General features: G+C 70.3%; 24 protein-coding genes. 6 read left to right on the top strand and 18 right to left on the bottom strand.

The features are described from left to right. Positions 1 to 21 precede the first annotated feature (21 nt). From AKH00_RS11710 to infC, 8 genes are all read right to left on the bottom strand, one after another. Positions 22 to 768 carry an amino acid ABC transporter ATP-binding protein gene (locus AKH00_RS11710; protein WP_050722964.1) on the bottom strand — a complete coding sequence of 249 codons (747 nt, stop codon included), beginning with the start codon at positions 766 to 768 and terminating at the stop codon, positions 22 to 24. A gap of 368 nt (positions 769 to 1,136) precedes the next feature. Next, positions 1,137 to 2,090 (bottom strand): TAXI family TRAP transporter solute-binding subunit, encoded by a 954-nt coding sequence (locus tag AKH00_RS11705; RefSeq protein ID WP_152926165.1) that lies wholly within the window; start codon positions 2,088 to 2,090, stop codon positions 1,137 to 1,139. 20 nt (positions 2,091 to 2,110) lie between these two features. Then, positions 2,111 to 3,487 carry a sensor histidine kinase gene (locus AKH00_RS11700; protein WP_050722847.1) on the bottom strand — a complete coding sequence of 459 codons (1,377 nt, stop codon included), beginning with the start codon at positions 3,485 to 3,487 and terminating at the stop codon, positions 2,111 to 2,113. A 7-nt stretch (positions 3,488 to 3,494) separates the two neighbouring features. Continuing rightward, positions 3,495 to 4,163, bottom strand: a complete 669-nt coding sequence (locus tag AKH00_RS11695) for a response regulator transcription factor (protein ID WP_050722846.1) — start codon at positions 4,161 to 4,163, stop codon at positions 3,495 to 3,497. Between the two features lie 77 nt (positions 4,164 to 4,240). Then, the gene (locus tag AKH00_RS11690) at positions 4,241 to 5,053 is read right to left on the bottom strand and encodes a TrmH family RNA methyltransferase (protein WP_050722845.1); all 813 of its coding nucleotides are present in this window, start codon (positions 5,051 to 5,053) and stop codon (positions 4,241 to 4,243) included. Between the two features lie 103 nt (positions 5,054 to 5,156). Beyond that, entirely contained in the window at positions 5,157 to 5,543 is a 387-nt protein-coding gene (gene rplT / locus AKH00_RS11685) for a 50S ribosomal protein L20 (protein ID WP_045252681.1), read from the bottom strand. Between the two features lie 33 nt (positions 5,544 to 5,576). Continuing rightward, entirely contained in the window at positions 5,577 to 5,771 is a 195-nt protein-coding gene (rpmI, locus tag AKH00_RS11680) for a 50S ribosomal protein L35 (RefSeq protein WP_025105280.1), read from the bottom strand. A 73-nt stretch (positions 5,772 to 5,844) separates the two neighbouring features. After that, positions 5,845 to 6,483, bottom strand: a complete 639-nt coding sequence (infC, locus tag AKH00_RS11675; RefSeq protein ID WP_082297562.1) for a translation initiation factor IF-3 — start codon at positions 6,481 to 6,483, stop codon at positions 5,845 to 5,847. A gap of 232 nt (positions 6,484 to 6,715) precedes the next feature. Between infC and AKH00_RS11670 the strand changes: the two genes are divergently transcribed. After that, positions 6,716 to 7,114, top strand: a complete 399-nt coding sequence (locus tag AKH00_RS11670) for a DUF1844 domain-containing protein (protein WP_050722843.1) — start codon at positions 6,716 to 6,718, stop codon at positions 7,112 to 7,114. Between the two features lie 121 nt (positions 7,115 to 7,235). Here the strand turns inward: AKH00_RS11670 and AKH00_RS11665 are convergent, their stop codons facing one another. From AKH00_RS11665 to priA, 3 genes are read right to left on the bottom strand one after another with little or no spacing between them, the layout of a single operon-like run. Further along, entirely contained in the window at positions 7,236 to 7,637 is a 402-nt protein-coding gene (locus AKH00_RS11665) for a hypothetical protein (protein ID WP_050722842.1), read from the bottom strand. 25 nt (positions 7,638 to 7,662) lie between these two features. Continuing rightward, positions 7,663 to 8,475 carry an SseB family protein gene (locus AKH00_RS11660; RefSeq protein WP_050722841.1) on the bottom strand — a complete coding sequence of 271 codons (813 nt, stop codon included), beginning with the start codon at positions 8,473 to 8,475 and terminating at the stop codon, positions 7,663 to 7,665. Continuing rightward, positions 8,459 to 9,205 (bottom strand): bifunctional 1-(5-phosphoribosyl)-5-((5-phosphoribosylamino)methylideneamino)imidazole-4-carboxamide isomerase/phosphoribosylanthranilate isomerase PriA, encoded by a 747-nt coding sequence (gene priA / locus AKH00_RS11655; RefSeq protein ID WP_050722840.1) that lies wholly within the window; start codon positions 9,203 to 9,205, stop codon positions 8,459 to 8,461. The genes AKH00_RS11660 and priA overlap by 17 nt, the downstream gene beginning before the upstream one ends. A 155-nt stretch (positions 9,206 to 9,360) precedes the next feature. On the opposite strand from priA, the gene AKH00_RS11650 reads away from it, so the two are divergent. Beyond that, entirely contained in the window at positions 9,361 to 11,190 is a 1,830-nt protein-coding gene (locus tag AKH00_RS11650; protein ID WP_050722839.1) for a MinD/ParA family ATP-binding protein, read from the top strand. 36 nt (positions 11,191 to 11,226) lie between these two features. Here AKH00_RS11650 and hisH read toward each other — a convergent pair whose 3' ends face one another. The 4 genes from hisH to AKH00_RS11630 are packed head-to-tail and all read right to left on the bottom strand — an operon-like array spanning position 11,227 to position 13,987. Then, positions 11,227 to 11,868 (bottom strand): imidazole glycerol phosphate synthase subunit HisH, encoded by a 642-nt coding sequence (gene hisH / locus AKH00_RS11645; RefSeq protein WP_050722838.1) that lies wholly within the window; start codon positions 11,866 to 11,868, stop codon positions 11,227 to 11,229. Next, on the bottom strand, positions 11,865 to 12,482 hold the full coding sequence (gene hisB / locus AKH00_RS11640) for an imidazoleglycerol-phosphate dehydratase HisB (protein WP_050722837.1): 618 nt from the start codon (positions 12,480 to 12,482) through the stop codon (positions 11,865 to 11,867). Before hisB ends, hisH begins: the two co-directional genes overlap by 4 nt. Beyond that, positions 12,479 to 13,573 carry a histidinol-phosphate transaminase gene (locus AKH00_RS11635; protein ID WP_200903840.1) on the bottom strand — a complete coding sequence of 365 codons (1,095 nt, stop codon included), beginning with the start codon at positions 13,571 to 13,573 and terminating at the stop codon, positions 12,479 to 12,481. The genes hisB and AKH00_RS11635 overlap by 4 nt, the downstream gene beginning before the upstream one ends. A gap of 51 nt (positions 13,574 to 13,624) precedes the next feature. Further along, positions 13,625 to 13,987 (bottom strand): LysM peptidoglycan-binding domain-containing protein, encoded by a 363-nt coding sequence (locus tag AKH00_RS11630; protein WP_050722835.1) that lies wholly within the window; start codon positions 13,985 to 13,987, stop codon positions 13,625 to 13,627. Between the two features lie 279 nt (positions 13,988 to 14,266). On the opposite strand from AKH00_RS11630, the gene lexA reads away from it, so the two are divergent. Together lexA and AKH00_RS11620 are read left to right on the top strand one after the other, a co-directional pair. Further along, complete coding sequence (gene lexA, locus AKH00_RS11625; RefSeq protein WP_050722834.1) at positions 14,267 to 14,953, top strand: transcriptional repressor LexA; 687 nt, start codon at positions 14,267 to 14,269, stop codon at positions 14,951 to 14,953. 138 nt (positions 14,954 to 15,091) lie between these two features. Beyond that, on the top strand, positions 15,092 to 16,975 hold the full coding sequence (locus AKH00_RS11620) for a dipeptidyl-peptidase 5 (RefSeq protein WP_050722833.1): 1,884 nt from the start codon (positions 15,092 to 15,094) through the stop codon (positions 16,973 to 16,975). A gap of 38 nt (positions 16,976 to 17,013) precedes the next feature. Here the strand turns inward: AKH00_RS11620 and smpB are convergent, their stop codons facing one another. The 3 genes from smpB to ftsE all read right to left on the bottom strand — a co-directional run bounded on the left by smpB (position 17,014) and on the right by ftsE (position 19,557). Then, entirely contained in the window at positions 17,014 to 17,490 is a 477-nt protein-coding gene (gene smpB, locus AKH00_RS11615) for an SsrA-binding protein SmpB (RefSeq protein WP_050722832.1), read from the bottom strand. Between the two features lie 85 nt (positions 17,491 to 17,575). Then, on the bottom strand, positions 17,576 to 18,490 hold the full coding sequence (gene ftsX / locus AKH00_RS11610; RefSeq protein WP_050722831.1) for a permease-like cell division protein FtsX: 915 nt from the start codon (positions 18,488 to 18,490) through the stop codon (positions 17,576 to 17,578). Beyond that, positions 18,487 to 19,557: a cell division ATP-binding protein FtsE gene (gene ftsE, locus AKH00_RS11605; protein WP_050722830.1), complete on the bottom strand. Its 1,071-nt coding sequence runs from the start codon at positions 19,555 to 19,557 to the stop codon at positions 18,487 to 18,489. The genes ftsX and ftsE overlap by 4 nt, the downstream gene beginning before the upstream one ends. 138 nt (positions 19,558 to 19,695) lie before the next feature. On the opposite strand from ftsE, the gene AKH00_RS18155 reads away from it, so the two are divergent. Both AKH00_RS18155 and AKH00_RS18395 read left to right on the top strand, forming a co-directional pair. Further along, complete coding sequence (locus tag AKH00_RS18155; protein ID WP_050722829.1) at positions 19,696 to 21,201, top strand: DUF2510 domain-containing protein; 1,506 nt, start codon at positions 19,696 to 19,698, stop codon at positions 21,199 to 21,201. Between the two features lie 23 nt (positions 21,202 to 21,224). Next, positions 21,225 to 22,463 (top strand): septum formation family protein, encoded by a 1,239-nt coding sequence (locus AKH00_RS18395; protein WP_152926163.1) that lies wholly within the window; start codon positions 21,225 to 21,227, stop codon positions 22,461 to 22,463. Position 22,464: the final 1 nt, after the last annotated feature.

Raw genomic sequence — 22,464 nt, 5'->3', positions numbered from 1 at the left:
TGCGGCATCAGCGCGTGGGGCTCAGTGCGTGAGGAGCTTCGAGAGGAAGTCCTTGGCCCGGTCGCTCTTCGGGTTGGTGAAGAACTCCTCGGGCTTCGCCTCTTCCACGATCTGCCCGTCGGCCATGAAGACGACGCGATCGGCCGCCTTGCGGGCGAAGCCCATCTCGTGCGTCACGACGATCATCGTCATGCCCTCCTGGGCGAGTTCGACCATGACATCGAGGACCTCGTTGATCATCTCGGGGTCGAGCGCGCTCGTCGGCTCGTCGAAGAGCATGACCTTGGGGTGCATCGCGAGGGCACGGGCGATCGCGACACGCTGCTGCTGTCCGCCCGACAGCTGCGCGGGGAGCTTCGAGGCCTGCTTCGCGACGCCGACACGCTCGAGCAGCGCCATGGCCTCCTTCTCGGCATCCGCCTTCTTGAGGCCGCGGACCTTGATGGGCCCGAGCGTCACGTTCTCGAGGATCGTGAGATGCGCGAAGAGGTTGAACGACTGGAACACCATCCCGACGTCCGCGCGCAGCGTGGCGAGCCCCTTGCCTTCGGCGGGGAGCGCTTTGCCGTCGATGCTGATCGTGCCGCTCGTGATGGTCTCGAGGCGGTTGATCGTGCGGCACAGGGTCGACTTGCCCGAACCGGAGGGGCCGATCACCACGACGACCTCGCCGGCGTTGACCGTGAGATCGATGTCGGTGAGCGCCTGGAAGTCGCCGTAGTGCTTCTGCACGTTGTCGACGACGACGAGCGGCTTATCAGAGGTCATCATTTCTCCAAACTAGTCACGTCGATGACGCGTCTCCAGGCGGGTTCGTCGAGATTTACACGTTCGTAATCCCGTGATCGAGCCGTGTCCGCCCGAGCACCGGAGTGCCCCCCGGTCCGCCCCCGCAGACCGAGGGGGCGTCCCTGCCGCCTCGTTCCTCCCCCACGGAGAACGGAACGGCAAGCCTCCGATCGGATGCGATCGCGAGACGATCCGAAGGGATGCCGAGACCCGGGCCTGCAGGGTAGGCACGGGCGTACTGGCATCTGAATTCTCCGTCGAATCATGCGCGATCGACCCCAGATTGTCAGAGCGGGATGCCTCGGTGAGAACTTCTTGAGGATTTCTTGAGATCGCCGACCGGCATTTCAGTCGCGCTGACTGCGGAAGTACTCGACGGCTCCCGGATGCAGGGGCACCGGCCCCGTGAAGATGGCCTGGGTGCGGTCGAGGAACGCGGCGACCGGAACATCATGGGCGATCGAGGTGCGCGCTCCGAACAGCGCGTCGAGCACGTCACGCACCACGCCATCCGGGGTGTCCGCCGCGGTGACGAGGTAGTTCGGCACCGCGAGGGTCGGCTCCGATTCGGCGATCCCGTAGAGCCCTACCGGCAGGTCCGCCTGCCGGTAGGCGTGCGAGTAGCGCTCGTTGACGTCGGCGACCCACCCCTGCTCGATCGGCAGGAGCCGCACCGGGGTCGTGCGCGCGAGCTCGGCGATCCCGGGGGTCGGGATGCCCCCGACCCAGAAGAAGCCGTCGATCGTCGAGTCCTCGAGCGCGCGGATGGAGTCCCCGAGCCCGAGCTGCGGGTCGTCGATCGACGCGACGTCGACGTCCGCCGCGTCCAGCACGCGCGAGGCGATCACGTTGACCCCGGAGTTCTCCGCGCCCAGCGACACCGTACGTCCCGTGAGGTCGGCGAGCTGGTCGATGTCGGAGTCCTCCCGCACAACCACGTGCAGGTACTCGTCGTAGAGGCGTGCGACGGCCTGCACGGGCAGCGGTTCCGCGAACGCACCGACCCCGGCGACGGCATCCGCTGCCGCGTCGCCCTGCGCGAATCCGAGCAGGGACTCCCCCGATGCCACGCGCAGCAGGTTGTCGACCGATCCTGCGGTCTGCTCCGCCGACACGTCGAGGTCGAACCGCGCCGAGAGCTCCTCCGCGAGTCGGGTGCCGTACGCGAAGTACACGCCGTCCGGCCCGCCGCCGGCGATCGAGGTCGGCTCCGCACCCCAGCCGTCCGATCGTCCGCCGCAGCCGGTCGCCAGAGCGGCCGTCACGAGCACGAGCGCCGCCGCGACAAGACGGCGCGTCATCCGCTGCCGCATCCCGCGCCTCATGCGATCGTCCCCGCTGGCAGCAGGAGCGTGACGAGCAGTCCGCCGCCGTCCGGGGCATCCACGACGAGCTCTCCGTCCACCGTCGCGAGGAGATCGGTGGCGATCGCCAGTCCCAGCCCGGAGCCGGGGGTCTCGCCGTTCCCGTCGCTGCGCCAGAAGCGATCGGTCGCGTACGCCGCCTGCTCGACCGTGAGGCCGGGACCGTCGTCCCGCACCGAGAGCCGGCAGACCTCGCCGTCACGGCGCGCGGCGACCTCGACCGTCGAACCCGCCGGCGAGTACTTCACGGCGTTGTCGATGACCGCGTCCAGCGCGCTCTCGACGATCGTGCGGTCGGTCACGCTCAGCACGGCATCCGACGTGGCCGCAGAGATGCGGATGCCGCGCTGCGCGGCCACGTCCCGCCACGCATCCACCCGACGCCCCGCGAGCGTCGCGAGGTCGACCGCCGAGATCGTCGTGTCGAGTCGGCCGCCGCGGGCGAGACCGAGAAGCGTCTCGAGGATGCGGGTCATGCGGCGTCCCTCCTCGCGCGTCTCCTCCACGTCGTCGGCCCACTCGTCGTCGAGCCCCGTCGCGAGATGCTCGACGCGCAGCAGCAGGGCGTTGAGCGGGTTGCGGAGCTCGTGAGAGGCGTTCAACGCGAACTCCTGCTGCCGGGTCATGACCCTCTCGATCTCGTCGGCCATGCCGTTGAACACCCGGGTCATGCGGCGCAGCTCGGGCGGTCCGGTGTCCTCGGCGACACGCGCATCCATCTCGCCGCGCTCGATCGCCACCATGGCCTCGTCGAGCCGGCGCACCGGCGCGAGCACCCAGCGAGCGAGCTGGCGGACGAGGAGGATGCCGAGCGCGACCGACAGCACGGCGACGAGCGACAGCACGACGATCTGCTGGATGATCTCGGCCCGCGGCGCCGAGGTGTCCTCGGACACCATGACCGCGCCGATCACGTCTCCGTCATCGAACACCGGCTCCACGAGCGAGGAGTCGGCGACGCTCCACGGGAACACCGGCTCGGGGGCCTCCGCGCGGCGGCCGGACAGCGCGAGACCCACCCGCGCCGCCTCGTCGTCCGTGAGCACGTCTCCGTCGGCATCGCCGGCCGCCCACTCGCCGCCCGAGAGGTCGAACACGACGACGTCGATCCCGTACACCTCGTGGAACCGCTGCACCTCGGCGTCGATCACCGCGGCGCTCCCCGATCGCAGTGCCTGCCTCGCGCTGGTCACGAAATAGGCGAGGTCGCCGAGCTGCTCGGTGTAGAACGCCTGCTGGATGCTGCGCGTCGCGCTCCATGTCGTCGCGCCGCCGAGCGTCAGGAGTATCGCGATCAGAGGCACGAGGAAGACGACCACGAGGCGTCTGCGCATGCGTCGCTCACCCCGCCAGCCGGTAGCCGACGCCGCGCACGGTCTCGATGAGCCGCCGGTGCCCGGCCTTCTTGCGGATCGCGCCCACGTGCACCTCGAGCGAGTGACCGAAGCCCCGCCAATCGGTGTTCCACACCTCGCGGATGAGACGTTCCTTCGGTACCGCCACGCCGGGGTAGCGCGCGAGCACCGCGACGATGTCGAACTCCTTGCGGGTGAGCTCGAGAAGGGCCCGGTCCACCACGACCTGGCGTGCGACGAGGTCGATCTGCACGGCGCCGTCGTCTATCTGCACGATCGCCTCGGTCACGGGCTGCACCGGGCGTGATCGCCGTGTGACGGCCTCGATGCGGGCGAGCAGCTCGTGCACGTCGTAGGGCTTGACCACGAAGTCGTCGGCGCCGGCGCGCAGCCCCTTGATGCGCTCGGTGACCTGGTTGCGAGCCGTGACGATCACGATCGGGACCTCGGAGCGGCCGCGGATGCGTCGGCACAGGTCGATGCCGTCGACGTCGGGCAGGCCGAGATCCAGCAGCACGACCTCGGTGTCGGCGCCCACCATCTCGAGCGCGGATGCGCCGTCCGAGGCCCGGGCGGTCGCGTACCCGGACCGCGCGAGGAACGCGTCGAGGGCGGCGGCGACGCGCTCGTCGTCCTCCACGATCAGAATCCGCATCGACCCCGGTCCCCTTCTCCGCTCGGGCAGGGGGACAGATTATCAGTCGGGGGTCGTCGCGCCCGACCGCGAGCGGCTCAGGTGAGCGCCGCGGCGCGCTGTGCGAAGGCGCTCTCGTACAGGCACACGCTCGCGGCCGTCGCGAGGTTGAGGGACTCCGCCCGTCCGAAGATCGGCAGCCGGAGCACCCTGTCGGCGCGGTCGAGCGCCTCGTCTTCCAGGCCCCGCGCCTCGTTGCCGAACAGCCACGCCGTCGGCTCCGCCAGCATCCCCTCGGCGCGCGCGTCGAGCAGGTCGTCGCCCTTCACATCGGCGGCGAGGATGCGGAGGCCTGAGGCGTGCGCCCGCTCCACGACATCGGCCAGGTCGGCGTTCACCGACACCGGGAGGTGGAACAGGGATCCGGTCGTCGCCCGGACGACCTTGGGGTTGTACGGGTCGACCGTGTTGCCGGTGAGCACGACGGCATCGGCTCCCGCGGCATCGGCCGCCCGGATGATCGTGCCGAGGTTGCCCGGATCGCGGATCTCCTCGCAGATCGCCACGAGACGGGGAGCGGCCGCGAAGATGTCGCGCACGGAGGTGGGCGTCTGACGCACGACCGCGACCAGCCCCTGGGGGGTGACCGTGTCGGCCATCGCGTTGAGGACGTACTCTGTGACGTGCTCGACGTCGACGCCGGCATCCGTCGCCTTCGCCCGGATGTCGGGATGCTTGTCCCAACCGCTCGGAGTCGCGAACAGTTCGACGATGGCCTCAGGACTGTAGGTGAGCGCCTCACGCACCGCCTGAGGGCCTTCGAGCAGGTACAGGCCCGTCTCGGTGCGCGCGCTGCGCTTCGTCAGCTTCGCGACGGCACGGACTCGGGGGGACCGGGGGTTCTCCAGCACGATCCCAGTCTAGGGACCCTGGCACCCTCTCCCGCGGATAACAGCAGGAGAACGACAGAGGACGCCCTCCCGAAGGAGAGCGTCCTCTGTCGTGACGTGCTGCTTACGCGGCCGACTTCGGCGCGTTGACGTCGGAAGGCAGAGCCTTCTTGGCCGTCTCGACGAGCGTCGTGAACGTCGCCGCGTCGTTGACCGCGAGGTCGGCGAGCATGCGACGGTCGACCGTGACACCCGCGAGGCCGAGGCCCTGGATGAAGCGGTTGTACGTGATGCCGTTCTGGCGTGCAGCAGCGTTGATGCGCTGGATCCAGAGGCGACGGAAGTCACCCTTGCGCTTGCGACGGTCCCGGTACGAGTAGACCAGGGAGTGGATGACCTGCTCCTTGGCCTTGCGGTAGAGGCGCGAACGCTGACCGCGGTAGCCGGATGCGCGCTCGAGGATGACGCGGCGCTTCTTGTGGGCGTTTACCGCCCGCTTGACTCTTGCCATTTTCCTGTGTTCCTATTCGTGCGTTCGGGCGCGTCAGCGGCCGAGAAGCTTCTTGGCGACCTTGAAGTCGGCCTTCGCGAGCACCTGGTCCTGGTTCAGACGACGGGTGCGACGGCTCGACTTGTGCTCGAGGTTGTGGCGCATCCCGGCCTGCTGCTTCTTCAGCTTGCCGCTGCCGGTGATCTTGAAGCGCTTCTTAGCACCCGAGTGGGTCTTCTGCTTCGGCATCTTCTCTTCCTTCGTAATGCGCCTTCTCAGGCGACGGTGTCAACCCGCTGTGCGGGAAGTAGGGGGGCGGTCGTCACTCCGCCCCGGCTGCGGCCGGGGCGTCGGACTCGTGCTTGGCATCGCGCGCGGCCCGCTTCTTCGCGTCGCGGACGGCGTTCTGCTCCTGCTTGGCCTCGGACTTGCTCTTGAGCGGGGCCACGATCATGACCATGTTGCGGCCGTCGATGGTCGGGTTCGACTCGACGGTGCCGAGTTCGGCGACGTCCTCCGCGAACTTGCGGAGCAGACGCACGCCCTGCTCGGGACGCGACTGCTCACGGCCGCGGAACAGGATCATGGCCTTGACCTTGTCGCCGGCCTTGAGGAAGCCCTCGGCGCGCTTGAGCTTGGTCGTGTAGTCGTGCGCCTCGATCTTCAGACGGAAGCGCACCTCCTTCAGGACGGTGTTCGCCTGGTTGCGGCGAGCTTCCTTCTCCTTCTGGTTGGCCTCGTACTTGAACTTGCCATAGTCCATGATCTTGACCACGGGCGGCTTCGAGTTGGGGGCCACTTCGACGAGATCGAGGTCGGCTTCCTGCGCAAGGCGCAGCGCCGCCTCGATGCGGACGACGCCGATCTGCTCACCCGCGGGGCCGACGAGGCGGACCTCGGGGACGCGGATGCGCTCATTGGTGCGGGGATCGCTGATGCGGAACTCCTTAGACGATGGGATTCGGCCATCAGGATGCTGTCTGCATCCCGAGCGAATTCGGAATCGTCCCCCACCCGCCGGCAGTCAGATGCCGGCTTCGCACCCTGTCTGCCGGTTCGGTCTGACGACGCGATCCGGTGGAGTGCAAGACCCGGTAGCCTGGAACGGCAAGCGCGGGTGGGAAGTGAATCCTCTTTCGTGCCGGAGCATGACGCTCCGGAGCCCGACACAGTCTAACAGAAGGCAAGGCGAAGTGACGAACCAGGCATCCGACGAGACCGCACGTGAGCGCGAAGAGCGCTGGGCTCGGCAGGAGGAGGCCGCGTCGTCGGCCACCCGCGACATCGCGGACGTCCCCGCGGTCGAGGTCATCACCACCGCGGCGGTGCACCTCATGAGCGCGGCCGCGGTCAAGCTCGGCCTCGCCGACGACCCGAACGCGGCCGCACAGATCGACCTCGATGAGGCTCGCAAGCTCATCAACGCCCTCGCCGGCCTCATCACCGCGGGTGCACCCGAGATCAGCGACATGCACGCGCGGTCGCTGCGCGACGGCCTCCGCTCGCTGCAGCTCGCATTCCGCGAGACCTCCACGATCCCCGACCCGATCGGCAAGGGCCCCGGCGAGAAGTGGACCGGCCCGGTCACCTGACCCCGCGACTCCCCGGTCTCTCGCGAGCACCCCTCCCCGGTCTTTCGCAGGCGCCCCTGCCCATTCGTTGAACGAGCGCCCCTTGACCGGTCGTTGAGCGAGCGCAGCGAGACGAAACGCTCTACCGCTCCAGAACCACCGGCGGCGCCGTCGACGGTCCCCCGCACGGGTCGGTGGAGTGCGTCCAGTCGATCGGCTCCTCGGTCTCGGAGAGCAGGATGCCGCCGTCGTCGTACACGCGGACGATGATGTGGTCCGGCGCGTCGAAGCCGAACCCGAACGCCCCGGCGTCCCCGCGCTCCGGCACCGAGAGGTCCGTGCTCGGCGTCGGTTCGACTCCCGGCCCCGTCGAGCACCCGGCATCCGTGCACACCTGCAGGAACACGTCGGAGCCGTAGGCGGAGGGGTCGATCTCGACCGCGTTGCTCCATCCGATCGTCGTGCACGCGCCCGGCGGGAACGCGGAGCCGCTGAGCACTGCGACGACGCCCACCAGCGCCCCGACCGCGCTCACCCGCTTCATGCCGCGAGCATATCGGTGCAGGGCGTCAGACGGAGCGGCGCAGCTTGACGGTCAGCGAGTCCGCGAGCACGGCGATGCGGTCGTCGGCGGCCCAGCGCTGCGCAAGCCGGGAGAGCACGGCATCCAACACTTCGCGCTCGAGTCCGTCGACGAGTTCGAGGATCACGATCAGCTCGGGACCGCGCAGACGGGCGTCGGGATCCCCCGGAGCGACGGCGACATCGATCACGGCCAGCTCGTGCGCGACGCTCTCCTGCAGCGCGCGGACCACCTCGGGAGACAGGAAGCTCGGCTCCCACGCGTGCCCCTGGGCGAGCGCCCAGACTGCCGGACGCCGGATCACGAACTCGGTCTCGGAGGTCGGGTCGAGCACGATCAGGTCGGTGTCCTCCGCGGAGGCCGACAGGGCGACACGCACGGCCTCGACCGGGATCGGCCGCGCCGCGGCATCCCATGCCTGCATCGTCTGCACGGAGGAGAACACGGGCTGCACACGACGTCCGTCGGGAGCAGCCACCGTCACGATCGACAGCTCCTGCGTCTTGTCGACCGCGAGTCCGCTGGGCGCCACCCCCTCCTCGCCCTTCTCGGCGATCAGAGGGACCAGGACCCTGGCTGCGCGAAAAGCATCGACGACCTCGGCCTGCGAGCCCTCCCCCGATCGGAAGCGCAGCAGGGCGGCGAGCAGGGCCGGGTCCGCGGAGCCGTCGTCGGCGGCGTGCGGATTCGTCTCGAAGCTGCGTCCCTCCCACGGGACGCCGGCGGAATCGCCGTGGCCGTGCGCCGAATGATCGTGCGACTCGGGGCCGCACGCGGGGGCGTCAGTCTCCCGCGACATCCAGTGCCTCAGCGAGCGTGAACGCACCGGCGTACAGTGCCTTGCCGACGATCGCACCCTCGACGCCGAGAGGCACGAGGTCGCGGAGCGCCGCGATGTCGTCGAGGTTCGAGATGCCTCCGGAGGCCACGACAGGCTTGGGCGTGCGGGACGTCACCTCGCGCAGGAGCTCCAGGTTCGGGCCCTTGAGCGTGCCGTCCTTCGTGACGTCGGTCACGACGTAGCGGCTGCAACCGGCGTCCTCGAGGCGCTCGAGCACCTCCCAGAGGTCGCCGCCCTCCTTGGTCCACCCGCGCGCGGCGAGCGTCGTGCCGCGCACGTCGAGACCGACCGCGATCGCCTCGCCGAAGCGGCTGATGACGTCGGCGGCCCACTCCGGGTTCTCGAGCGCCGCGGTGCCGAGGTTGATGCGCGTCGCCCCGCTCTCGAGAGCCGCCTCGAGAGTGGCGTCGTCGCGGATGCCGCCGGAGAGCTCGACGTTCACGTTCTTGAACTGCTTGATGACCCTGCGGAGGATCGGCGCGTTGCTGCCGCGCCCGAACGCCGCGTCGAGGTCGACGAGGTGGATCCACTTCGCCCCCTGCGACACCCACTCCCCCGCCGCGTCGAGCGGGTCGCCGTAGCTGGTCTCGGTGCCGGCCTCGCCCTGCGTGAGCCGGACAGCCTTGCCGCCTGCGACGTCGACCGCGGGAAGCAGGGTGAGGGAAGGGGACTGCGCGAAGTCGTTCATGACGTCCTCAGGTGGGATCGGGAGCGCCGATTCGTCGGCACGAGAATCGACACTAGCCGCCGCATCCGTCCGCTCCAAATGAGCGTGACACCGTGGGACGGATGCCACGCGGTAGCCTCGAAGACACGTGTATCCGGTCGACGAGGAGAAGGTCCATGACGCGCGACGGCGAAGCCTACGGCGGAGGCCCCCTGCGGCGGGGAAACACGAGCCCGCCCGAGACGCCCGAGCTCGTCGAGCACGTGCCCCTCACTCCGCAGGACCAGGATGACGACGACTGGCCCACCATGCCGGGATACGCGGTATCTCGGACGCCAACCGCGGCGCCGACTGACCACCCCCCGACTCCTCCGGCTCCGGCCGCGCCGGTGACCCCGGGTGCCCCGACGACTCCGCCGACGTCCGCTACCGCGCCGGCCGTCACTCCCGCGCCCCGCACCGTGCCCGCTCCCACGACGCGTGCCGCTGCGGCCGCCGCCGCCGCGAACCGACCCGCCGCCCCATCCGAGGTGACCGCGCCCGCTCCCGCCCCTGCGCAGGCGAGCCCGCAGACGCAGACGAGCCCACCCGACCCGGCGACCACACCGTCGCCGAGCACCGCGAGCATCCCGTCCGCCCCGGCGACGCCGCCCGTGCCCACCGCGATGCCCGTCCCACCGCAGGCCGCCGACCAGGGCACCGCGCCCGCGGCACGGCCCACCATGCCACCGGCATCCGGCGCGCCCTCGTCACCGGCGGCGACGGCAGCACCACCTCAGCCGACCTCGCCGGCTCAGCCGGAACTCGTCGAGAAGGTTCCCGGGGCGCATCCGCCGCGGACCTCTGCTCCCTCGGCTCCGTTCGCGCCCGCCGCATCGCACGCGCCCGCCACACCGCACGCGCCGGCGGCTCCACATACGCCGGCCGCGCAGCATCCGCCTGCCGCATCGCAGGCACCCACCGCACCGCACGCGCCCGCCGCACCGCAGACACCCGCCGCGCCGCACGCGCCCGCCGCGCCGCAGGCACCTGCCGCGTCGGCATCCGACCACCCCGCCGCATCCCGGCGCGAGCAGCGCGAGCAGGGTGTCGAGCGGCGTTCCTTCCTCCAGCAGGATCCGCGCGAGGATCCCGCCCGCCGCGGAGGACGCGGCTTCCTCAACCGTCTCGGGTTCTCCCTGGGACCGAACGCGAGCGAACGCGCACAGCGCGATGACGAGCATGCCGTGAGCCGCCACTGGCCGGGACCTCGCACCGTCGCAGTCGTCAACGGCAAGGGCGGAGCGGGGAAGACCCCGGCGACCGTGCTGCTGTCCGCGGTGTTCGCGCAGTACGGTGGCGCCGGGGTGCTCGCCTGGGACAACAACCAGACCCGGGGAACGCTCGGGTGGCGCACCGAGACCGGGGCGCACGATCGCACCCTCCTGGAACTGCTCCCCCAGACGCAGAGGCTGCTGGGCGCCCAAGGGCAGTCCGCCGACCTCGCGCATTTCGTGCACCACCAGCCGCAGGAGAAGTACGACGTGCTGCGGTCGAAGCCGATCCGGCTCGCGCACGAGAACAGGCTGAGTCCCGCGGACGTGGATGCGATCCACGCGGTCGCCGCGAAGTTCTACCGTCTCATCATCATCGACTCGGGCAACGACGAGTCCGACCCGATGTGGTTGCGGATGATCGACCGTGCCGACCAGCTCGTCGTCGCCACGACGACCCGCGACGACCACGCCGAAGCAGGGGCACTGCTCCTGGAGGCGCTGGAGGACCGCGACGAGCGGTCCGCCCATCTCGCGCGCCAGGCCGTCGTCGTGGTGAGCCAGGCCGACCCCAAGGCCTCGTCCGCCGAGATCGCCGAGGTCGTCGCCGGCTATCAGCCGCTCGCGCGGGAAGTCGTACAGATCCCCTACGACCGGGAGATGGTCGACGGTCACCTTCGGCTGCGCGCGCTCGCCTCGCCCACCCAGGAGGCGTGGCTGTCGGCCGCTGCGGCCGTCGCCCGCGGGTTCTGAGAGCGACCCGCTCAGCCGGGTGGCCGTACGGGCAGGTCAGTCCCCGAGGGAACCGATCCAGTTCCGGAGCAGTTGGATGCCGGCATCGCCGGACTTCTCCGGGTGGAACTGCGTGGCCGACAACGGACCGTTCTCGACGGCGGCGAGGAACGGGTCGCCGTGCGTCGCCCACGTCAGGACCGGCTGCGGGAACGGCGGGATGACGTCGAGCTCCCACTTCTGGGCGCCGTAGGAGTGCACGAAGTAGAAGCGCTCCTGCTCGATTCCGCGGAAGAGAACGGAGTCCGCGCCGGGTTCGACGGTGTTCCACCCCATGTGTGGGAGCACGGGAGCGTTCAGCTCGGTCACCGCCCCGGGCCATTCGCCGAGTCCCTCGGTGTCGTGGCCGCGCTCCACGCCGTGCGCGAAGAGGACCTGCATGCCGACGCAGATGCCGAGCACCGGACGTCCGCCGGCGAGCCGGCGATCGATGATCTCGTCCCCGCCGTGGGCGTGCAGGGCATCGCGCACGGCCTGGAAGGCGCCGACACCGGGCACGAGCAGGCCGTCGGCCTCGAGCGCCTCGGAGCGGTCGCGCGTGAGCACGGCATCCGCTCCGGCCGCGACGAGGGCCTTCACCGCCGAGTGCACGTTGCCGGACTCGTAGTCGAAGACGGCGACGCGGGGCGTACGGCTCACAGCGCTCCCTTGGTGGAGGGGATGCCGTCGACCAGCGGGTCGAGAGCCTTGGCCTGACGGAACGCGCGCGCGAACGCCTTGTACTCGGCCTCCGCGATGTGGTGCGGGTCGCGGCCGCCCAGGACTCGGACGTGCACCGTGAGGCCGGCGTTGAACGCGAGCGCCTCGAACGTGTGTCGCACGAGCGACCCCGTGAAGTGACCGCCGATCAGGTGGTGCTCGAAGCCGACGGGCTCGCCGGTGTGCACGAGGTACGGCCGTCCGGAGATGTCGACCACGGCCTGCGCGAGCGCCTCGTCGAGAGGCACGAGCGCGTCGCCGTAGCGGGCGATGCCCGACTTGTCGCCGAGCGCCTCGCGGATCGCCTGACCGAGCACGATCGAGATGTCCTCGACGGTGTGGTGGGCGTCGATGTGGGTGTCGCCGGAGGCGCGCACCGTGAGGTCGGTCAGCGAGTGCTTCGCGAACGCCGTGAGCATGTGGTCGAAGAACGGCACCGAGGTGTCGATGCGGCTCGCACCCGTGCCGTCGAGGTTCAGCTCGAGCTCGACGGACGACTCGGAGGTGCTGCGCACACGGTTGGCGGTGCGCGGGGCCTGGGCGGTGCTGCTCATGATGCCGATCCTATCGATGCGAGGGCGTCCAGGAACGCCGTGGTCTCGGCGTCGGTGCCGGCCGTCACACGGAGGTGCCCGGGAAGCCCCACGTCGCGGATCAGCACTCCCCCGTCGTACAGCTCCTGCCAGACGCGCTTCGGATCGGCGACGCCGCCGAACAGCACGAAGTTCGACCATGACTCGTGCGGCGTGTAGCCGAGCGCCTCGAGTGTCGCCGAGATCCGATCACGCTGCTCGACGATCTCCGCGACCATGCCGAGCATCACGTCAGAGTTGCGCAGTGCCGCGATCGCGGCCGCCTGTGTGAGCGCGCTGAGGTGATAGGGCAGACGGACGAGGCGCAGGGCGTCGATGAACGCGGGGTCGGCAGCGAGGTAGCCGACGCGCGCGCCGGCGAACGCGAAGGCCTTGCTCATGGTGCGCGAGACCGCCAGGCGCGGACGGCCGTCGAGCAAGGTGAGAGCGGAGGGCGCGTCGTGCGGTGCGAACTCCTGGTACGCCTCGTCGACGACGACGATGCCCCGCGAGACCTCGTAGACCGCCTCGACGACGTCGAGGCCCAGTGGGGTACCCGTCGGGTTGTTCGGCGCGCAGAGCAGGATGACGTCGGGATCGACCTCGGCGACCTGCGCGGCGGCCTCATCCGGGGTGATCGTGTAGTCCGGCTGCCGCGTACCGGCGACCCAGTTCGCGCCGGTGCCCTTCGCGATCAACGGGTACATCGAGTAGGTGGGCGCGAAGCTGAACGCGGTGCGACCGGGCCCACCGAACGCCTGCAGGATGTGCTGCAGGACCTCGTTCGAACCGTTGCCGGCCCAGATCTGCGAGGCGTCGAGTCCGTGGCCGAGGTACTCCGCGAAACCTTCGCGGAGGGTCGTGAACTCGCGATCGGGGTAGCGGTTGACGTCGCGAAGCGCCACCGCGATGTCGTCGAGGATGTCGCTGGCGACGGCATCGGGCACGGGATGCGTGTTCTCGTTGACGTTCAGCGCGATGGGAAGCGGGGCCTGAGGCGCACCATAGGGCGTGAGGCCCCGGAGATCGTCACGGAGCGGAAGGTCGGCGAGCGAAGCAGTCACCCTTCCCATGGTAGGCCGAGCGGGGCACCGCGCGTCACTCGGTGACGCCGAGTGAAGCACTCACTCCGAGTAGACCGCGGGGATCGCGATCTCCTGACCGATCTGCAACGCGCCGCCCTGCAGCGCGTTGAGCCGAGTGATGTCGCCGATGACCTCACGCGGGTCCGATCCCGGCGCGACGCTCTCGGCGATCGACCAGAGGGTGTCGCCGGGCATCACGGTCACGGTCTCGAAGGATGCTGTCGCGACGTGCTCGTTCGATGCGATCGCGCTCCCGCCGCTCAGCGCACCGAAGGCGATGCCCGCCGCGAGCGGCAGAGCCGCGAGAGCGAGCACGACCCGACGACCGCGCGCCGTCAGCCGGATGCGAGTCGCCGGACGTGCCGGAAGGACTGCTGCGCTGCTGAAGGTGATGGTGCTCATCTCGTGCTCCTCTGGGTGACCGCGGGGCGGTGAAGGTGGCGTAGCGTTCGCATCCGCGACTCGGCCGGGAGCCGAGGATGCGAAGCTACGTTCCGAAGTTATCTTCGAATTCGAACATCTGTCAAGACTTCTTCGAAATCCGGCCCCCGAGATAACCGACACGCTCGAACAGATATTCCCTATCGGCGCGTTTCTCGGATACGGTTTCGATACGAACACCCCACCACGGACCTCCGACATTCGAATCGAGACGCCGGATCCGCACCCCTGAGGAGAACCATGAGCGAGAACTCCGCCCCCGAAGCCGAGGCGCCGCGCACTCGTCGTCGGAAGAGCCTCAGCCCCAAGCAGATGGCCATCCTCGAGGTCATCCAGACCTCCATCAGCCGCTACGGCTACCCGCCGAGCATGCGCGAGATCGGCGACGCCGTCGGCCTCAAGTCGCTGTCGAGCGTGACCCACCAGCTCGGCCAGCTCGAGCTCAGCGGCTACCTGCGCCGCGATCCCGGCAAGACACGGGCCATGGAAGTGCTGATCGACCTCCCCGGCACCGGCGCCGAGAATCCCGCCGACGTCGCGACCCCGGTCGGCGACGCCGCGCTCGTCCCCCTGGTCGGCCGCATCGCCGCGGGTGTGCCGATCACCGCCGACCAGCAGGTCGAGGAGATCTTCCCCCTGCCGCGTCAGCTGGTCGGCAAGGGCGACCTGTTCATGCTGAAGGTCTCGGGCGAATCGATGATCGACGCCGCGATCTGCGACGGCGACTGGGTGGTCGTGCGATCCCAGGGCACCGCCGAGAACGGCGAGATCGTCGCCGCGATGCTCGACGGAGAAGCCACCGTCAAGGTGCTGCGACGCCGCGACGGTCACACGTGGCTGCTGCCGCGCAACTCCGCGTTCGAGCCGATCCTCGGCGACGAGGCCGTGATCCTCGGCAAGGTCGTGGCCGTCCTCCGCGCCGTCTGACACTGCGCCGCCTGACTGCGCGCCGTCTGATTCTGCGCTGTTCGCCGCCCGCGCCGCACCGCACGACCGCGCGCCGTCCCGCTCCCTCGACGCGCGCCGGAAGGCACCGCACGGCGCCCCGCGCTTAGGCTCGAAGGCATGACCGCACCGTACGGCTCCTGGTCCTCCCCCTTCTCCCCCGCGTCGATCGCCGCAGCCGCGCCGCGCATCGACGGTGCCCGCTTCGTCGGCGACGAGGTGTGGTGGGGAGAGTCCGTGCCCGCAGAGGGCGGCCGCGTCGCAGTGCGCAGCTCGACGGGCGCGGTGGTCCTGCCCGCTCCGTGGAACGCGCGGTCCCGAGTGCACGAGTACGGCGGTGGCGCCTGGACGGCCGACCACGACGGCACCCTGTACTTCGTCGACGCGGCCGACCAGCGCGTGCGCCGGATGCCGCGCGGCGGCGATCCCGTGCCGCTCACCCCGCCCGGGCCGGCTCACGGCGGACTGCGACTGCAGCACGGGCGCCTGTTCGCGGTCCGTGAGGACCTGACGAGCGATCCGCACCGTCGCGGCATCGTGGAGATCCCGCTGGACGGCTCGGCAGCGGACGACGAGCGCGCACTGACCGTGATCGTGGAGGGCGAGGGCTTCTACGCGCATCCCGCGCTCTCGCCCGACGGCTCCCGCCTCGCCTGGGTCGAGTGGCATGCTCCCCGGATGCCGTGGCAGTCGGCCGCACTCGTGATCGCGGACCGCGACCGGCGGATCGCACCTGCGACCCGAGCCGCCCTGCAGCCGGAGTGGACCGGCGACGACGAGCTCGTGTACGCCGACGATCCCTCCGGGCGCTGGGCTCTGCAGCGCCTCCGCCTCGGCGACGGCAGCGGCGCCGACGGCGACCGCAGCGAAGCGGATGTTCGAGCGGTGTCGGCCGCTCGCATCGACGCCGACACCGGCTACGGGCTCTGGGTTCTCGGCAACAGATGGTTCCAGCCTCTCGACGACGGCCGCATCGTGGCGGTGCGCACGAACGGTCGCGACGACGTGGTGGTCGTCTCACCGGACGGCAGCGCACGCCCGCTGACCCTCGCGGCCGACGGTCACGTCAGCGTCGACGACGTCTCGGGCTCCCGCGTGCTGCTGTCCGGCAGCAGCTCGACGTCTGCACCCGGCGTGTGGGCGGTCGACGTCGACTCGGGCGCAGTCGAGCGCATCGCCGGAGGGACGCCAGCGGATCCTGCGTGGATGCCCACGGCATCCGTCCTCCTCGTCGACGGCCCGCACGGCCCCGTGCACGCGTTCGCCTACGCCCCGCGGAACCCCGAGCACACCGCGCCGGACGGCGAGCTCTCGCCGTACGTCGTCTTCGTGCACGGCGGTCCTACGGCGCATGTCACCGGGGCGTCCTCCGCCGCCGTCGCGTTCTACACCAGCCGCGGCATCGGCGTGCTCGACGTCAACTACGGGGGATCGACGGGCTACGGCCGTGCGTACCGCGAAAGGCTCGACGGCCAGTGGGGCGTCGTCGACGTCGACGACGTGATCGCGGCCGCGCGCGGCCTGGTGGATGCCGGGCTGGCCGACCCGGCGCGCATCGCGATCCGCGGCGGTTCGGCGGGTGGGTGGACGGTGCTGTCTGCGCTCGTGCGGGGCGGCACGTTCGCCGCCGGGATCAGCCGCTACGGCGTCGCGGACCTGCGGATGCTGGCCGAGCACTCGCACGACTTCGAGGCGCACTACATCGAGGGCCTGGTGGGTCCGCTCCCCGAGGCCGAGCAGCTGTACGTCGACCGCTCGCCGCTCACGCACGCCGACCGCATCGACGTGCCGGTGCTCCTGTTGCAGGGCGGAGAGGATCGCGTGGTGCCTCCCGCCCAGTCCGAGGCGATCCGCGACGCGCTGCGGTCGCGGGACGTGGAGCACGAGTACGTGGCGTACCCGACGGAGGGCCACGGCTTCCGGGCGGCGGAGACGATCGTCGACGCGCTCGAGCGCGAGCTCGCGTTCCTCGGCCGCGTGTTCGGTTTCACACCCGCGCCCTGAGGGCGTGCCGCCACGGGAGGCGGATCAGAGGGCGACGGTCACTCGCCGACGCGGTTGCGCAGGCGCATGGCGCGCTCGGCCTCGCGGGTGTCCTGACGCTCGCGCAGGGTCTGGCGCTTGTCGTACTCGCGCTTGCCCTTCGCCAAGGCGATCTCGACCTTCGCGCGGCCGTCCGAGAAGTACAGCTTGAGCGGGATCAGGGTGTACCCGCCTGCCGAGACGGCGTGAGCGAGCTTGGCGATCTCCTCGCGGTGCAGCAGCAGCTTGCGGATGCGCTTGGCCGAGTGGTTCGTCCAGTGCCCCTGGGAGTACTCGGGGATGTGCACGGCATCCAGGAACACCTCGTTGCCCTTGACGAACGCGTAGCCGTCGCTGAGGTTGGCGCGTCCCTGACGCAGCGACTTCACCTCGGTGCCGGTGAGCACCATCCCCGCCTCGTACGACTTCTCGATGTTGTAGTCGTGACGTGCGCGACGATTGGTCGCGATGACCTTCTCCCCGCGTTCCCTGGGCATGATTCTCTCCTGATCCGTGCCGTGGCATCGTGCGGTGCCCGGTGGCGGGCGCACGGCAGCCTGCCAGTCTATACCGCGGAGCGGGTCAGGTGCGAAGCCACCGGCGGATCGCGAACCCGGCCGAGAGCGCGGCCAGCACCACGCCGATGCCGATCAGGACGGGAACGACGAGCGCGGCATCCTGCATCGTGATCCAGGTCGTGATGAACGGCACGCGTCCGCGGAGATAGCCGTTGACGCCGAAGTGCACCCCGGCGACGACCGCGGCGCTCGCGAGGACGGACCCGAGGAACGCCGCGAACACGCCCTCCAGCACGAACGGGGTCTGGATGAAGCGGTTCGACGCCCCGACCAGTCGCATGATGCCGATCTCCTTGCGACGCGCATACGCCGACAATCGGATCGTCGTGCCGATCAGCAGGATCGCGGCGATGAGCATCAGCACGGCGATGCCCACCGCGATGTACGTCGCGACCGTGAGCGCCGAGAACAGGGGTTCCAGGTACTGCAGCTGATCCTGCACCTGTTCGACCCCGGCGACGCCGTTGAACGCCTCGGAGATCACCTGCGACTGCCCCGGGTCCTTCATCGTGACGAAGAAGACCTCGAACGCCTGGTCCGGGGTGATCACGCTCGCCTGCTCCTCGCCGAGCTGCGCGACGAGCTTGGCGTAGGTGTCCTCCTTGGTATCGAAGGTCACCTCGCTGATGAGCGGTGAGAGGGCCTCGCCGTCGAGCTGGTCGCGCACGGCGTTCACCTGATCCTCAGTGGCGCCGCCGTCGACGCAGGTCGGCGACTCGGAGATCGTCGAGCACATGTACACGGCCACCTGGGCCCGCTCGGTCCAGTACCCGCGCATGGTGCCGATCTGCGACTGCATGAGGATCGCGGCCCCGACGAATGTGAGCGACACGAATGTCACGAGTACGACGGAGATGACCATCGAGATGTTGCGACGGAGGCCGCCGAGGGCTTCCGCCAGGATGAGTCCGATTCTCATGAGGTCGGGCCCACCTCCTCGGCGCCGTCGTCGGACAGGCCCAGTCGGTCTGCGACCCCCACCTCAGCCACGTCGACCTGCGGCAGGACGATCGGATGCGTGCGCGGTCCGACCGCCGCCGGCTTCGCCTCAGGCGTCGTCTCGGGTTGCACGTCGGTCTGCGGTTCGATGGGCACCGCCTGGGCCTCGGGGATCTCGGATGCCGTGGGCACGGCGTCAGGGGCGGTCGATGCCGCTCTACGCTGCGCACTCAGCTCCTCCGCGAGCGCTGCGCGCACGACCGAGAGATCGGCGGTCTGGCGCTGCACCTCCTGCACCGCGGTGAGTGCGGCCGCGGCGGCGGCGCCACGGACCTCCTCCGGTACGAGGCGCGGGATGTTCGACGTGTCGCCGTAGCCACCGTGGACCTCGTCGCGCACCATCTCGCCGTCGCGGAGCTCGATCACGCGGCGCTGCATCTGGTCGACGAACGCCGCCTCGTGCGTGGCCATGAGCACGGTCGTGCCGCCGGCGTTGATCCGTGCGAGCAGCTGCATGATGTCGACGGAGGTCGCGGGGTCGAGGTTTCCGGTCGGCTCGTCGGCCAGCAGGACCTGAGGTCGGTTCACGAGCGCGCGCGCGATCGCCACACGCTGCTGCTCCCCACCGGACAGCTCGTGCGGCATCCGCTTCTGCTTGCCGTCGAGGCCGACGAGCGCGAGCGCCTCCGGCACCGCCTGCTGGATGAACCCGCGTGACGATCCGGTCACCTGCAGGGTGAACGCGACGTTCTGATACACGGTCTTCGAGGGCAGCAGGCGGAAGTCCTGGAACACCGAGCCGATGTGCCGCCGGAAGTAGGGGACCTTGCGGTTCGCCAGCGACCGCAGGTCGCGGCCGAGCACGGCGATACGACCCGTCGTGGGGACGTCCTCGCGCAGGATGAGTCGCAGACACGACGATTTGCCCGACCCCGAGGCGCCGACGAGGAAGACGAACTCCCCGCGCTGGACTTCGAAGTCGACGCCGGACAGGGCGGGTCTGGTGGTCCCGCGGTAGCGTTTCGTGACGTTCTCGAACCGAATCATGGCGCTTCGAGCCTAAGCGCGCCGGATGGTGTGCCCGCGAGCGACACCCCGCAGACCACCTCTGCGTCCGAGGGCACTGCTATACATGGAGGTGTCGATCCGCGGTCAGCGCGGACGAAGACTTCCGAGGGGACCATCATGACGACGCCCGCAGGCTGGTACGACGACGGATCCGGCCGGCAGCGCTGGTGGGACGGCACCCAGTGGACCGAGCACTTCGCCCCGGTCGCCCCGGCGGACGTGACCGCCGCCGACACCACGCCCGCCGCCACGGAGACGGAGTCGACGCTCGGATCGGTCGCCGCCGTCGAGACGTCGTGGTCCGAGGCTCCGTCCACGGAGACCGCCCCCGCAGGTGCCGGATCGGCGGATGCCGGGTCAGCGGATGCCGGTTCGGGTGTGAACACCCCGACCGCGGATGCGGTCGGCATCGGCGCTGAACCCATCGCCGCGGAGCCTGTCGCCGCCGAGCCCGTTGCGACTGCACCCACTGCCGCTGAGCCCGTTGCGGCTGCGCCCGCGGCTCCGGCCGACGGCGCCGAGCCCGAGAGTCCCGCGCCCGACACCGCGGTCCCCACGTCTGGGAGCGAACCGGTCACGGCCCCCGAGGCGGCACCGTCCTGGTCGGCACCGGCGACCCCCGAGGCCCCGTCATGGGGCACGCCGTTCACGGCCCCCGGCGCCGCCGGGCCCTCCGCGCCACTCGATCCCGCCGTGCCTCCGTACGGCAATCCGGCGCCGACCTACCCGGGAGCCGGCGTCGCGTACCCCGCCGCTGCGCCCGCCCCACAGCCGCCGACCTATCCCGGTGCGGCTCAGGCCTACTCCGGTGCCGGCTCTGCGCCCGGCGGCCCGGGATACCCGATCGGCGGCTATCCCGGAGGTTACGGTGGGGCTCCCGCCGCCCCCGCGCGCCCCTCGGTGCTCGGACTGGTCGGTCTCGGCCTCGCCGTGCTGGGCACGATCCTGGCCTTCATCCCGTTCCTCAACATCATCGGCTTCGTGCTGCTCGGGGTCGGCTTCATCGCCTCGCTCATCTCGCTCTTCCTGAAGGGCCGGAAGTGGCCCGGCATCACGGGGCTCATCCTGTCGGTCGTCGGCACGATCATCGGCGTCGTCGTGGCCATCGTGTTCTTCGTGGCGACGGTCGCGTCCGAGGTCACCCGTGACTTCCCGACCTCGCCTCCGTCCAGCGACAGCGACACCGGCACCGACGGCGACTCCGACGGCGGTTTCGGAACGCCCGAGGTCGTCGAGGGCACGATGGGCGAAGCCATCACCGTGACCCAGCTGTCCGGATCGGGTGAGGTCACTGTGAACTCCGCCACATGGGCGACGTCCGACGGCTCGAGCATCCCCGCGACCAACGGCGGCTTCGTGATCCTCGATATCACGTGGTCCGGGGTCTCCGGCACCAGCTACGTCAACCCGATCTACTTCGGCATCGAGACCGCCGAGGGCGTCGAGGGAACGTACGACTTCTTCGCCGACGGCCAGATCGGCAGCGAGGAGCTCGCTGCCGGACAGTCGGTCAACGGCAAGGTGACCTTCGACGTCGCCCAGAGCGGCTCGTACACCGTCATCGTGACGGACGAGCTGCTGCAGGAAGTCGCCCGCATCTCGGTCACCGCGACCGCCGGTTGAGCACGAAGGACGAGGACGACGGCATGACAATCCCTGCCGGATGGTACGCCGACGGCTCCGGGCGGCGACGCTGGTGGGACGGCTCCGCGTGGACGCAGCACACGCTCGCCGCGCCCGCGACACCGACGACGCCTGCCACGCCCACGACGCCCGCCGCCGAGGCTGATGCAGCCGCGGTCGCCGCACAGCACCCCGCGAGCGCGGAGAACGACGATTCCACCGAGGCATCGGCGGAGGGAGCGCCCGCAGATGCTGCGGCGACCGTGCCGCTCGACGACGCGGCGGTCGACAGCACACCGACCAGCGGCCCGGCGACCGACGGCACGCCCGTGGACAGCATGCCCACCGTCGGCGCTCCTGCCGTCGGCGCTCCTGCTCCTCCGCACGACGCCGCGGCGACCGCCGCCTTCACTCCACCGTGGGCCCTGCCGGGCGCGGCTTCGGCGGAGCAGCCCACAGTGCCGGTCAGCGCCGCCCCGGGATACCCCGGCTCCGTCTCCCAGCCTGGCTGGGGCGCACCGAACATCTACCCCGGCGCCGCACAGCCCGCCTGGGGTGCACCCGCCGCAGCGGCTCCGCCACGCCGGTTCCCGATCCTCGGGGTGGTCGCCCTCGGGCTCGCCGTCCTCGGGGCCGTCCTGTCGTGTGTGCCCGCGATCGCGGTCGTGGGTTGGGCGATTCTCGGTCTCGCCTTCGTGCTCGGCATCGTGTCGCTGTTCTTCCGCGCACCCAAGTGGCCGGGTATCGCCGGCATGGGCGTGAGCGTGCTCGGGTCGTTCCTCGCCGTCGCGGTCGTGCTCATCTCGTTCGGTTCCGCCGGCACCTCGCCCGAGACCGGCGGCACGCCGATCGCTCCTCCGACGACAGCGCCGAGCGACGGCCCCACGGTCCCCGACGACGCGGAGCAGGTCGGCTGGGCCGACCTCGAGGTCGGCCAGTGCATCCCCTACGTCGACTGGGAAGAGGACGTCTACTACGTGCCCGTCGTCTCCTGCGACCAGCCGCACACCGACGAGGTGTACTTCACGTTCGACATCGACGACGGCGACTTCCCGGGCGACGAGGAGGTCAGCCGGATCGCCGACGAGCGCTGCATCGCCGAGTTCGAAGCCTTCGTCGGTTACGCGTACGCCGACTCGGTCCTCGACTTCTACTGGTCGGTGCCGACGCAGCGCACGTGGCGGATGGGTGACCGTGAGGTCGTGTGCATCGTCTACAGCTACGAGGACGTCACGGGCACCGTGCAGGGCGCAGCTCGCTGAG

Origin of the sequence: Microbacterium sp. GCS4 (genome assembly GCF_001262495.1) — a bacterium.
Classification (GTDB): domain Bacteria; phylum Actinomycetota; class Actinomycetes; order Actinomycetales; family Microbacteriaceae; genus Microbacterium.
Note: the sequence above shows the minus strand (reverse complement) of the source record. Positions and strands in the feature narration are given on the sequence as shown.

Excerpts from the sequence above, each read along its gene's own strand:
- AKH00_RS11710 (WP_050722964.1), bottom strand. The coding sequence starts at position 768 with ATGACCTCTGATAAGCCGCTCGTCGTCGTCGACAACGTGCAGAAGCAC.
- AKH00_RS11705 (WP_152926165.1), bottom strand. The coding sequence starts at position 2,090 with ATGACGCGCCGTCTTGTCGCGGCGGCGCTCGTGCTCGTGACGGCCGCT.
- AKH00_RS11700 (WP_050722847.1), bottom strand. The coding sequence starts at position 3,487 with ATGCGCAGACGCCTCGTGGTCGTCTTCCTCGTGCCTCTGATCGCGATA.
- AKH00_RS11695 (WP_050722846.1), bottom strand. The coding sequence starts at position 4,163 with ATGCGGATTCTGATCGTGGAGGACGACGAGCGCGTCGCCGCCGCCCTC.
- rplT (WP_045252681.1), bottom strand. The coding sequence starts at position 5,543 with ATGGCAAGAGTCAAGCGGGCGGTAAACGCCCACAAGAAGCGCCGCGTC.
- rpmI (WP_025105280.1), bottom strand. The coding sequence starts at position 5,771 with ATGCCGAAGCAGAAGACCCACTCGGGTGCTAAGAAGCGCTTCAAGATC.
- AKH00_RS11665 (WP_050722842.1), bottom strand. The coding sequence starts at position 7,637 with ATGAAGCGGGTGAGCGCGGTCGGGGCGCTGGTGGGCGTCGTCGCAGTG.
- AKH00_RS11660 (WP_050722841.1), bottom strand. The coding sequence starts at position 8,475 with ATGTCGCGGGAGACTGACGCCCCCGCGTGCGGCCCCGAGTCGCACGAT.
- priA (WP_050722840.1), bottom strand. The coding sequence starts at position 9,205 with ATGAACGACTTCGCGCAGTCCCCTTCCCTCACCCTGCTTCCCGCGGTC.
- AKH00_RS11650 (WP_050722839.1), top strand. The coding sequence starts at position 9,361 with ATGACGCGCGACGGCGAAGCCTACGGCGGAGGCCCCCTGCGGCGGGGA.
- hisB (WP_050722837.1), bottom strand. The coding sequence starts at position 12,482 with ATGAGCAGCACCGCCCAGGCCCCGCGCACCGCCAACCGTGTGCGCAGC.
- AKH00_RS11635 (WP_200903840.1), bottom strand. The coding sequence starts at position 13,573 with ATGGGAAGGGTGACTGCTTCGCTCGCCGACCTTCCGCTCCGTGACGAT.
- AKH00_RS11630 (WP_050722835.1), bottom strand. The coding sequence starts at position 13,987 with ATGAGCACCATCACCTTCAGCAGCGCAGCAGTCCTTCCGGCACGTCCG.
- lexA (WP_050722834.1), top strand. The coding sequence starts at position 14,267 with ATGAGCGAGAACTCCGCCCCCGAAGCCGAGGCGCCGCGCACTCGTCGT.
- AKH00_RS11620 (WP_050722833.1), top strand. The coding sequence starts at position 15,092 with ATGACCGCACCGTACGGCTCCTGGTCCTCCCCCTTCTCCCCCGCGTCG.
- smpB (WP_050722832.1), bottom strand. The coding sequence starts at position 17,490 with ATGCCCAGGGAACGCGGGGAGAAGGTCATCGCGACCAATCGTCGCGCA.
- ftsX (WP_050722831.1), bottom strand. The coding sequence starts at position 18,490 with ATGAGAATCGGACTCATCCTGGCGGAAGCCCTCGGCGGCCTCCGTCGC.
- ftsE (WP_050722830.1), bottom strand. The coding sequence starts at position 19,557 with ATGATTCGGTTCGAGAACGTCACGAAACGCTACCGCGGGACCACCAGA.
- AKH00_RS18155 (WP_050722829.1), top strand. The coding sequence starts at position 19,696 with ATGACGACGCCCGCAGGCTGGTACGACGACGGATCCGGCCGGCAGCGC.
- AKH00_RS18395 (WP_152926163.1), top strand. The coding sequence starts at position 21,225 with ATGACAATCCCTGCCGGATGGTACGCCGACGGCTCCGGGCGGCGACGC.